This is a genomic window from Franconibacter helveticus LMG 23732, from assembly GCF_000463115.2.
Taxonomy (GTDB): Bacteria; Pseudomonadota; Gammaproteobacteria; order Enterobacterales; family Enterobacteriaceae; genus Franconibacter; species Franconibacter helveticus.
This window is the reverse complement of the sequence record NZ_AWFX01000029.1, coordinates 62,045-71,659: the sequence shown is the minus strand read 5'-3', so window position 1 is coordinate 71,659 and position 9,615 is coordinate 62,045. Positions and strand designations below refer to the sequence as shown.

General features: G+C 56.3%; 13 protein-coding genes. 12 read left to right on the top strand and 1 reads right to left on the bottom strand.

The features are described from left to right. Positions 1-44: 44 nt before the first annotated feature. The 8 genes from DW56_RS08855 to DW56_RS08830 all read left to right on the top strand — a co-directional run bounded on the left by DW56_RS08855 (position 45) and on the right by DW56_RS08830 (position 4,280). Complete coding sequence (locus tag DW56_RS08855; RefSeq protein ID WP_235803279.1) at positions 45-665, top strand: AAA family ATPase; 621 nt, start codon at positions 45-47, stop codon at positions 663-665. A gap of 202 nt (positions 666-867) precedes the next feature. Next, positions 868-1,173 carry a hypothetical protein gene (locus DW56_RS22680; RefSeq protein WP_035889773.1) on the top strand — a complete coding sequence of 102 codons (306 nt, stop codon included), beginning with the start codon at positions 868-870 and terminating at the stop codon, positions 1,171-1,173. Further along, complete coding sequence (locus DW56_RS22705; RefSeq protein ID WP_162838662.1) at positions 1,170-1,343, top strand: hypothetical protein; 174 nt, start codon at positions 1,170-1,172, stop codon at positions 1,341-1,343. The genes DW56_RS22680 and DW56_RS22705 overlap by 4 nt, the downstream gene beginning before the upstream one ends. Beyond that, entirely contained in the window at positions 1,334-1,579 is a 246-nt protein-coding gene (locus DW56_RS08840) for a DUF4060 family protein (protein WP_029589763.1), read from the top strand. Before DW56_RS22705 ends, DW56_RS08840 begins: the two co-directional genes overlap by 10 nt. Further along, on the top strand, positions 1,579-2,298 hold the full coding sequence (locus DW56_RS08835) for an ASCH domain-containing protein (protein WP_029589762.1): 720 nt from the start codon (positions 1,579-1,581) through the stop codon (positions 2,296-2,298). Before DW56_RS08840 ends, DW56_RS08835 begins: the two co-directional genes overlap by 1 nt. A gap of 126 nt (positions 2,299-2,424) precedes the next feature. Continuing rightward, positions 2,425-2,586: a hypothetical protein gene (locus tag DW56_RS22625; RefSeq protein WP_161808551.1), complete on the top strand. Its 162-nt coding sequence runs from the start codon at positions 2,425-2,427 to the stop codon at positions 2,584-2,586. Positions 2,587-2,700: 114 nt separating this feature from the next. Beyond that, a complete protein-coding gene (locus DW56_RS21520) occupies positions 2,701-2,958 on the top strand; it encodes an excisionase family protein (RefSeq protein ID WP_071812493.1) in 258 nt (85 codons plus the stop codon). Between the two features lie 32 nt (positions 2,959-2,990). Next, positions 2,991-4,280, top strand: coding sequence for a tyrosine-type recombinase/integrase (locus tag DW56_RS08830; RefSeq protein WP_029589761.1), 1,290 nt, complete (start codon positions 2,991-2,993; stop codon positions 4,278-4,280). Positions 4,281-4,312: 32 nt separating this feature from the next. Here DW56_RS08830 and fliE read toward each other — a convergent pair whose 3' ends face one another. After that, positions 4,313-4,624 carry a flagellar hook-basal body complex protein FliE gene (gene fliE / locus DW56_RS08825; protein ID WP_024554168.1) on the bottom strand — a complete coding sequence of 104 codons (312 nt, stop codon included), beginning with the start codon at positions 4,622-4,624 and terminating at the stop codon, positions 4,313-4,315. Positions 4,625-4,853: 229 nt separating this feature from the next. Between fliE and fliF the strand changes: the two genes are divergently transcribed. Genes fliF through fliI form a run of 4 tightly spaced genes read left to right on the top strand, consistent with a single transcriptional unit; the run spans position 4,854 to position 9,613 of the window. Then, positions 4,854-6,554 (top strand): flagellar basal-body MS-ring/collar protein FliF, encoded by a 1,701-nt coding sequence (gene fliF / locus DW56_RS08820; protein ID WP_024554167.1) that lies wholly within the window; start codon positions 4,854-4,856, stop codon positions 6,552-6,554. Continuing rightward, entirely contained in the window at positions 6,551-7,546 is a 996-nt protein-coding gene (fliG, locus tag DW56_RS08815) for a flagellar motor switch protein FliG (protein WP_024554166.1), read from the top strand. The genes fliF and fliG overlap by 4 nt, the downstream gene beginning before the upstream one ends. Continuing rightward, positions 7,539-8,243 carry a flagellar assembly protein FliH gene (gene fliH, locus DW56_RS08810; RefSeq protein ID WP_024554165.1) on the top strand — a complete coding sequence of 235 codons (705 nt, stop codon included), beginning with the start codon at positions 7,539-7,541 and terminating at the stop codon, positions 8,241-8,243. Before fliG ends, fliH begins: the two co-directional genes overlap by 8 nt. Beyond that, complete coding sequence (fliI, locus tag DW56_RS08805) at positions 8,243-9,613, top strand: flagellar protein export ATPase FliI (protein ID WP_024561993.1); 1,371 nt, start codon at positions 8,243-8,245, stop codon at positions 9,611-9,613. Before fliH ends, fliI begins: the two co-directional genes overlap by 1 nt. The last annotated feature ends 2 nt before the right edge of the window (positions 9,614-9,615 follow it).

The window sequence follows — 9,615 nt, the reverse complement described above, 5'->3', positions numbered from 1 at the left end:
CGCTCATGGGCACCTCTCTTTAAGCCATCTTAAATGACTCTGAGGTGTCTGTTAAACCCGTGGCGATTCACACTCATGAGTGGGGCGGTGTTGGTGGTTGTCTGGAGCTGGTAGACACCATAGCTAAAACAAAGTACCGAGGGAACAGTTGGTCAGCATGGAGTGAGATTAACCCGCGGCACAGGGCATTCCTTGACGCTATCCTCCGCTCCTCAATGCATATCATCGCAACCATGCGCAGCAAGACGGAAACGGCCCAGGTAGAAGAGAACGGCCGTAAGAAGGTCGCCAAGCTTGGCATGAAGTCAGAGCAACGTGACGGCGTCGAGTACGAATTCACCACAGTTCTGGATATCGGACACGAAACGCATCATGCGATCGCCAGCAAGGACAGGACAAAGCTCTTTAGTAATTCCGACCCTGTAGTGCTCAGCGAGCAAACCGGCAAGCAGCTGTTGAACTGGCTGGAATCTGGCGCAGACCCGCGTGAAGATGCTCTCAAGCAATTTGTTGCAGATGCCTCGTTGGCACAGTCAATGGAATCTCTAAAGCCAATGTTTGAAGAGGCATGGCGAACGCTACGCGGCTCTGAGCATCAGGCCAAAGCCAAAGAGGTTTACGACCTTCGCAAGTCTGAGCTGGAGAAGGCCGGAGGAGTCGCATGATGCAATATCGCAGCCGACGCGGTAATCAGGTTACGGTTGGCCGCGACTGGCTGGAAATGGATGTCCAGTTACTAAAAAAGCTTGCAGGGAGAACAAAGCCTAAGTTGATAGCTCGCATTCTAAACCGTTCATATGAAGCCACTCGCCAGATGGCTAAGCGCCTGAATCTTAGCCTCAAAGTTAGATAGCTATGGAGTTGCCAATGGAATCACCTCTTCCCGGGGCGGCATCTGTACGCCCGTTTAACCGCGCTGGCACCCGCGAAGAGGTGCTGGAGCGCATCAAATCCCACCTGCAAGAGACGCTTGGAAAGCAGTACCAAACCGAGAGCAAGGAAGCTCGCATGACCCGACAGGCTGACGCACTGGAAGACAGCAGATTGCACCACCGCAATCTGGAGGCTTCGTTTTATCCGCGCTGGCTTGTTGTCGGGCCTGTTAAGCCTGAATACACAGATATCCGCATGCGCTCCTTCCGTGGGCGCTACGGACACTGGAGGAGCGAATGAGTACTGAGTGGACATCAGAAGAATTAGCCCTGCTCTGGCGCCACAACAATGAGCAGGTGGCGGAGATAACCGGGCGCACTGTTGAAGAGGTCGGCGACAGGAGGTTGCAGGCCAATTATATGCGAAATAACTGGCACCTTTTCGACCCGGAGAGAAAGCCATGCGCCTGATTAACCGCAGCAAAGAAAGCCCCGTTGGCCGCATAGCATGCGACCTTGCGATCAAGGCTCATCTGGAGAAGTTCGGCGATTACGGGAAACAGGGAGTGGTAACGGATTACATGGTCAGAGCAGAAGGAGCAAAGATTCGCGTTGAAGTGAAGAATGGCAAGGAGAGCTATGTGGCTACGGCTATGACAGGTCAGAGGCGGCTTAAGTGTCTGCCGCGTGAGTGCGGGAGGGAGTGATGAAAGAGCGCGGGATAATTTTTAACGGCGAAATGGTGCGGGCTATCTTGGACGGGCGGAAAACCATGACGCGCCGGATTATCGACTGGAGGCGCACGCGTGCAACGGATATCGCTGAGCGTGACGATGGCAGCAAATGGCCGTGGAGTGAAGATTGCGAGAATGGAGGCGACTATTGGCATGGTTGTCCGTTCGGTGCAGTGGGTGATCGCCTGTGGGTGCGTGAGACTTGGGGAGTTGTTAGTCACGAACTGGATGAAGATGGTCGCATTCAGCCATGGACCCCTGACCGTCCTGCCACGGCTATCCACGAAATGCCGTTTGGTAATGGTTACTACTCTGGTCACGCCATTTACTCAGCAGATGGAGGGTTTACATGGGGTGATGATGATGGCTATGAAGATGGTCGTTCGTGCTGGAAACCGTCTATCCACATGCCTCGCGCAGCCAGCCGCATAACGCTGGAGATTACCGGCGTGCGGGTCGAGCGGTTGCAGGATATCAGTGAAGAGGATGCGGTGGCGGAAGGCATCGACATGGAGGAACTTGCTGACGCTCAGGACTGTTACGACTGCATTGCAGACCACAATTTTACTGGCAGGCCAACTGCCGCAGGGCATTTCAGCTATCTATGGCAATCCATCTACGGTGCTGAGAGCTGGCAGGCCAACCCCTGGGTGTGGGTCGTTGAGTTCAGGGTTATCGAAAACCGTACATAACAAGCCGCCCGCCATCCGCCTTTAGATGGATATCGTTGTCTTTTTCTGAAATGTTGATCTACGTAGCTAAGTTAATGGAGCGGAGTAGTATTATCTGACGAATACTCAACCCAAATGGAGGTGCGCATGGAAGAGAAAGGCAAGGATATCATGGATGAGGTAAACGAGCTGACTAAGCAGCTGCTGGAAGAAGTGATTAACGGAGATCCGCGAAGGACAGGCACAAGCCCAGAGCGAGCGAGAGAAAATCTGGAAAAGCTCGAGAAGATGATGAGCAAGAAAAAATGACAACGACCCGCTTCGGCGGGTTTTTTGTTGCACAAAAGGCCGCCCACCAGCGGCTTTTTTAATTCCTGATTTCAGATTATCAATGACGGCCCTGAGGGGCCGGTGGAGTGAAATATGCCTGAGGTTATTCAACTGACGCCAAATAAATGGGTAACAGAAGAGAAGCTTATCGCCGTAACAGGCTTACGCCCCGGAACCATCGTCAGGGCCCGCAAGGAGTCTTGGTTGCAAGGACGGGAGTATCTTCATATCTCACCTGATGGTGATCCAAAGCCTAATAGCGAATGCTTCTATAACTGCGAAGCGATAAACGCATGGATTGAGCGGCAAGCATCGAAACAGCCTGGTGCTGTTTGTCATGGAAAGGCTTAAGATTATGGCGCTCTTGGACGTAGGAGGGATCAATGGCTAAAACAGCATACCCAACAGGCGTCGAGAACCATGGAGGAAACCTCCGTATATGGTTCATGTATAAAGGAGTCAGGGTGAGGGAGAACCTTGGCGTTGTCGACACGCCGAAGAATCGCAAGGTGGCCGGGGAATTAAGGGCGTCAGTTTGCTACGCCATCAAAACAGGAAGCTTCAACTATGCTGCTCAGTTCCCTGAGTCAGCCAACCTGCTTAGGTTTGGCGAGGACAGGAAGGAAATCACAGTCATCGAACTCGCAAATAAATGGCTGGACCTGAAAAGCATGGAGATCACCACCAACGCTCTGTCGCGATATAAGTCAATCGTGCGCAACATGTTGCCGAGGATTGGTGAGAACAGGATGATCTCTGCTGTGACGCAAGAGGATCTGCTGTACATAAGGAAGGAGTTGCTTACCGGATTTCACACTTTAAAAAAAGGCCAGTCGCATCCGGTTAAAGGACGTTCTGCGAGAACGGTAAACAATTACATGATGATTACGTCGTTCATGTTTCAGTTTGCCGTAGATAGCGGGTACATCAGAAAGAACCCGTTTGATGGCATCGATTTCTTGAAGAAGGCAAAAATTGTTCCCGACCCTTTGACGCGGGACGAATTCGTCAGGTTGATGGATGCATGCTACAACCAGCAGATCAGGAATTTCTGGTCACTGGCAGTTTATACCGGCATGCGGCACGGAGAACTATGCGGGCTGGCGTGGGAAGATATCGACCTCAAGGCGGGAACACTTATGGTCAGAAGAAACCATACGCTGACAAAGGAGTTTACCCTGCCAAAAACCGAAGCTGGAACTGACAGGGTAATACACCTGATACAGCCTGCGCTGGAGGTGCTGAAAAATCAAGCTGAGATAACCAGGCTCGGAAAGCAGCATCAGGTTGAAGTGATACTGCGGGAGTATGGCCGGACAACCACTCACCCCTGCACTTTCGTCTTCAATCCTCAGGCAACTGCGAATAACGGGATCGCCGGCCATCATTACGCGGTAGGGTCTGTTGCGCAGAGCTGGGAATCAGCAATGCGTCGAGCCGGTATTCGCTACAGGAGAGCATACCAGTCCAGGCACACCTATGCATGCTGGTCACTCACTGCGGGAGCAAACCCGAATTTCATCGCGTCGCAAATGGGACACACAAATGCGCAGATGGTGTATCAGGTTTACGGCGCATGGATGTCAGATAACAATGCGGAACAGATCGCCATCCTGAACCAAAAATTGTCTGACTTTGCCCCACCTATGCCCCATGCGGTTGGATCTGTTTAGCAAATGTTAATCACATCAGCAACTTAGGCTTACTAGACCTGCATGTTCATAATATCCTGGTAGGCCGCAACCAGCTTATTGCGTACCTGGATACCCATTTGCAGCGACACGGATGATTTCTGCAAATCAACCATAACGTCATTAAGCGCAACGCCCGGTTTGCCTATGGCGAAGTTTTCCGCCTGGGCGCGCGCGGCGTTTTGCGTTTCGCTAATGCGCCCCAGCGCCGCCTGCAACTCACCAGCAAAACTCACGCCCTGCGGGGCTTGCGTCGCCTCGTTGCGTGCGGTTAGCGCGGTGGCCTGCAACTGCTGAAGCACACCTTCAATGCCCTGAATGGCCATGTTATCCCCATCGGATTAATCTGAATGGCGGCAAGCGTAACACTTTGTCAATAAGATAAAGGCGTTAAATAGGAGCAAAAAACCCGGCTAATTGGCCCATAGAAAATCCTGTAAAAGCAAATAATGACATCGCCATCTTTGTGGAACTTTTGTCGTGCTTGCCGACCCGGGAGTCCGTTTTGCTTCATTACACGTCTTATTCTGTTAACGCTGAGCCGCGAGGTGAGCAATGACCGCTGCCACTGCTCAAACGCCACAAAATAAAGCCGGCGAATGGCTGAACCGCTTACGCGCTAACCCGAAAATCCCGTTGATGGTGGCCGCTGCCGCTACAGTGGCGATTATCGTCGCTATGGTGCTTTGGGCAAAAAGCCCGGATTACCGCGTGCTTTACAGTAATCTTAGCGATCAGGATGGCGGCGCCATCGTGACCCAGCTTACCCAAATGAATGTTCCCTATCGTTTCTCCGATAACGGCAGCGCCATTATGGTGCCGGCGGAAAACGTTCATGAACTGCGCCTGCGTCTCGCCCAGCAGGGTCTGCCAAAAGGCGGCGCGGTGGGCTTTGAGCTGCTCGACCAGGAAAAATTCGGCATCAGCCAGTTCAGCGAGCAGGTTAACTACCAGCGCGCGCTGGAAGGCGAACTCGCTCGCACGATTGAAACCTTAGGCCCGGTGAAGAGCGCCCGCGTGCACCTCGCCATGCCAAAACCTTCTCTTTTCGTGCGCGAACAAAAACTGCCTTCCGCTTCCGTAACCCTGAATCTTGAACCCGGTCGCGCGCTGGATGAAGGCCAGATCAGCGCCGTTGTGCATATGGTTTCCAGTTCGGTGGCAGGCCTGCCGCCGGGCAACGTCACGCTTGTGGATCAGGGCGGTCATCTGCTGACCCAATCCAACACTGCCGGTCGCGACCTTAACGATGCGCAGCTTAAATTTGCAAGCGATGTGGAAAGCCGTATCCAGCGCCGCATCGAAGCCATTCTTGGTCCGATCGTTGGCAGCGGCAACGTACATGCGCAGGTTACCGCGCAGCTTGATTTCGCCAACAAAGAGCAGACCGAAGAGCAATATCACCCGAACGGCGACCCGGCTCAGGCGGCGGTACGTTCGCGCCAGCTGAATACCAGCGAGCAGATCGGCGGCGCTTACCCGGGCGGCGTGCCTGGCGCGCTCTCTAATCAGCCTGCGCCAGCTAACAATGCGCCGATAGACGCGCCTCAGGCGCAAAATAATGCGCAGGCCAACGGCCAGAACGGTCAGAACAACCCGCAGCGCGCGCAAACCACCAGTACGGCAGCGAACAGCGGCCCGCGCAATACTCAGCACGACGAAACCACTAACTACGAAGTGGACCGCACGATTCGCCATACCAAAATGAACGTGGGCGATATTCAGCGTCTTTCCGTGGCTGTGGTGGTCAACTATCGCCAGCTGGCGGATGGCAAACCGCTGCCGCTGACGGCAGACCAGCTTAAGCAGATTGAAGATTTGACGCGCGAAGCGATGGGTTACTCCGAAAAGCGTGGCGATACCCTGAACGTGGTTAACTCGCCGTTTACCGCAACGGAAGAAACCGGCGGCGAACTGCCGTTCTGGCAACAACAGTCGTTTATCGACCAGATGCTTTCCGCAGGTCGCTGGCTGCTGGTGCTGATTGTCGCGTGGCTGCTGTGGCGCAAAGCGGTGCGCCCGCAAATTCAGCGCCGCGCCGAAGAAGCCAAAGCAGCACAGGAAATGGCGCAGCAGCGTAAAGAGATGGAAGAAGCGGTGGAAGTTCACCTTAGCAAAGATGAACAGACCCAGCAGCGCCGTAATAACCAGCGTCTGAGCGCCGAAGTAATGAGCCAGCGCATCCGCGAAATGTCCGATAACGATCCGCGCGTCGTCGCGCTGGTTATCCGCCAATGGATGAGTAACGAACTATGAGTAACCTGACCGGCACCGATAAAAGCGCCATTTTGCTGATGACCATTGGTGAAGATCGCGCGGCGGAAGTGTTCAAACACCTCGCCCCGCGCGAAGTGCAGCACCTGAGTGCGGCGATGGCGAACTTAAAGCAGATCTCCAACAAGCAGCTAACGGAAGTTCTGGCGGAGTTTGAACAAGAGGCGGAGCAGTTTGCTGCGCTCAGCGTCAACGCCAACGACTATCTGCGTTCGGTCCTGGTCAAAGCGCTGGGCGAAGAGCGTGCGGCAAGCCTGCTGGAAGATATTCTCGATACCAAAGAGACCACCAGCGGCATCGAAACGCTCAACTTCATGGAGCCGCAGAGCGCCGCCGACCTTATTCGCGACGAACATCCGCAGATCATCGCCACCATTCTTGTGCACCTCAAGCGTTCGCAGGCGGCGGATATCCTTGCGCTGTTCGATGAACGCCTGCGCCACGATGTCATGCTGCGTATCGCCACGTTTGGCGGCGTACAGCCAGCGGCGCTGGCGGAGCTGACCGAAGTGCTCAACAACCTGCTCGACGGCCAGAACCTCAAGCGCAGCAAAATGGGCGGCGTGAGAACCGCGGCGGAAATCATCAACCTGATGAAAACGCAGCAGGAAGAAGCCGTTATTACGGCGGTACGCGAGTTCGACGGCGAGCTGGCGCAAAAAATTATCGACGAAATGTTCCTGTTCGAAAACCTGGTGGAAGTGGACGACCGTTCCATCCAGCGTCTGTTGCAGGAAGTGGAGTCCGAATCTCTGCTTATCGCCCTCAAAGGCGCCGAGCAGCCGCTGCGCGAGAAATTCCTGCGCAACATGTCGCAGCGTGCGGCCGATATTCTGCGCGACGACCTCGCCAACCGCGGCCCGGTACGTCTGTCGCAGGTGGAAAACGAACAGAAAGCCATTCTGCTTATCGTCCGTCGTCTGGCGGAAACCGGCGAGATGGTGATTGGCAGCGGCGAGGATACCTATGTCTAATCAGCCTCTCTGGAAGCGGTGGATGCCGGATGATCTGCTGCCGCCAGCCGCTCCGCTGGATTTAACCCGCTTCGTCGAAGCTGACGAGGCGCCTGAGGCGGACAACCCTCTGCTCCAGGAGCAGCAACGTCAGCAGGCGCTGGCGATGGTGCAGGCACAGGCTCACGAGCAGGGTTACAACGCCGGTCTCGCCGAAGGTCGCCAGCAGGGGTTTGAACAGGGGCGTCAGGAAGGCTATGCCAAAGGCATGGAACAAGGGCTTAACGAGGCGCGCCAGCAGCAGGCGCCTCACCATGCCCGCATGCAGCAACTGGTCAGCGAATTTCAGCACACCCTGGACGCGCTCGACAGCGTTATCGCCTCGCGTCTGATGCAGATGGCGCTGGAGGCGGCCCGTCAGGTTGTCGGCCAGATGACCGGCGTGGATAACACTGCGCTGATCAAACAAATTCAGGCGCTGTTGCAACAGGAGCCGCTGTTTAGCGGCAAACCGCAGCTGCGCGTCCACCCGGATGATTTACAGCGCGTGGAAGAGATGCTCGGCGCCACCCTCAGCCTGCACGGCTGGCGGCTTCGCGGCGACCCGACGCTGCACCCGGGCGGCTGTAAAGTGTCGGCCGATGAAGGCGATCTCGACGCCAGCGTGGCGACGCGCTGGCAGGAGCTGTGCCGTCTTGCCGCCCCTGAGGTGCTTTGATGACCGCCCGCCTCACCCGTTGGCTGAACGCCCTCGATAACTTCGAGGCCCGCATGGCGCAGCTGCCGCCGGTACGCCGCTATGGCCGCCTCACCCGCGCCACCGGCCTGGTGCTGGAAGCGACCGGCCTTCAACTGCCGCTCGGCGCAACCTGCATTATTGAACGTCAGGATGGCAAGCAGCTTCAGGAAGTGGAAAGCGAAGTGGTCGGCTTTAACGGCCAGCGCCTTTTCCTGATGCCGCTTGAAGAGGTGGAAGGCATTTTGCCCGGCGCGCGCGTCTATGCCCGTACGGGTAACGGCGACGGCCTGCAAAGCGGCAAACAGCTGCCGCTCGGGCCAGCGCTGCTTGGCCGGGTGCTGGACGGCGCGGGCAAACCGCTCGATGGCCTCCCCTCCCCGGATACCGACGCCACCGGCGCGCTTATCACGCCGCACTTTAACCCGTTGCAGCGCACGCCCATCGAAGATGTGCTGGATGTCGGCGTGCGTCCGATCAACGCCCTGCTCACCGTCGGACGCGGTCAGCGTATGGGCCTGTTCGCAGGCTCCGGCGTCGGTAAATCGGTGTTGCTCGGCATGATGGCGCGCTATACCCAGGCGGATGTGATTGTCGTGGGGTTGATTGGCGAGCGCGGACGCGAAGTAAAAGATTTTATCGAGAACATTCTCGGCGCCGAAGGGCGCGCCCGCTCGGTTGTTATCGCCGCGCCAGCGGATGTTTCCCCGCTGCTGCGCATGCAGGGCGCCGCGTATGCCACCCGCATTGCAGAGGATTTTCGCGATCGCGGCCAGCATGTGCTGCTGATTATGGATTCCCTCACCCGCTACGCGATGGCCCAGCGTGAAATCGCGCTCGCGATCGGCGAACCGCCAGCGACCAAAGGCTATCCCCCTTCCGTATTCGCCAAACTGCCGGCGCTGGTAGAGCGCGCGGGCAACGGGATTTCCGGCGGCGGTTCGATTACGGCGTTTTATACCGTTCTGACTGAAGGCGACGATCAGCAGGATCCGATCGCCGACTCGGCGCGCGCGATCCTCGACGGCCACATTGTGCTGTCTCGCCGCCTCGCTGAAGCGGGCCACTATCCGGCTATCGACATCGAAGCCTCGATCAGCCGCGCCATGACGTCGCTGATTACCGAACAGCATTACGCGCGGGTGCGCACCTTTAAACAATTGCTTTCCAGCTTCCAGCGCAACCGCGATCTGGTCAGCGTGGGCGCGTATGCCAAAGGCAGCGACCCGATGCTCGACCGCGCGATTGTGCTCTGGCCGCAGCTTGAAGCGTTCCTGCAACAGGGTATTTATGAACGCTCAGGCGTTGAAGATGCCCTGCGGGCGCTGGAGCTGATTTTCCCGACGGTATGATA

Excerpts from the sequence above, each read along its gene's own strand:
- DW56_RS22705 (WP_162838662.1), top strand. The coding sequence starts at position 1,170 with ATGAGTACTGAGTGGACATCAGAAGAATTAGCCCTGCTCTGGCGCCAC.
- fliI (WP_024561993.1), top strand. The coding sequence starts at position 8,243 with ATGACCGCCCGCCTCACCCGTTGGCTGAACGCCCTCGATAACTTCGAG.
- fliG (WP_024554166.1), top strand. The coding sequence starts at position 6,551 with ATGAGTAACCTGACCGGCACCGATAAAAGCGCCATTTTGCTGATGACC.
- DW56_RS08840 (WP_029589763.1), top strand. The coding sequence starts at position 1,334 with ATGCGCCTGATTAACCGCAGCAAAGAAAGCCCCGTTGGCCGCATAGCA.
- fliH (WP_024554165.1), top strand. The coding sequence starts at position 7,539 with ATGTCTAATCAGCCTCTCTGGAAGCGGTGGATGCCGGATGATCTGCTG.
- fliE (WP_024554168.1), bottom strand. The coding sequence starts at position 4,624 with ATGGCCATTCAGGGCATTGAAGGTGTGCTTCAGCAGTTGCAGGCCACC.
- DW56_RS08830 (WP_029589761.1), top strand. The coding sequence starts at position 2,991 with ATGGCTAAAACAGCATACCCAACAGGCGTCGAGAACCATGGAGGAAAC.
- fliF (WP_024554167.1), top strand. The coding sequence starts at position 4,854 with ATGACCGCTGCCACTGCTCAAACGCCACAAAATAAAGCCGGCGAATGG.
- DW56_RS21520 (WP_071812493.1), top strand. The coding sequence starts at position 2,701 with ATGCCTGAGGTTATTCAACTGACGCCAAATAAATGGGTAACAGAAGAG.
- DW56_RS22625 (WP_161808551.1), top strand. The coding sequence starts at position 2,425 with ATGGAAGAGAAAGGCAAGGATATCATGGATGAGGTAAACGAGCTGACT.
- DW56_RS08835 (WP_029589762.1), top strand. The coding sequence starts at position 1,579 with ATGAAAGAGCGCGGGATAATTTTTAACGGCGAAATGGTGCGGGCTATC.
- DW56_RS22680 (WP_035889773.1), top strand. The coding sequence starts at position 868 with ATGGAATCACCTCTTCCCGGGGCGGCATCTGTACGCCCGTTTAACCGC.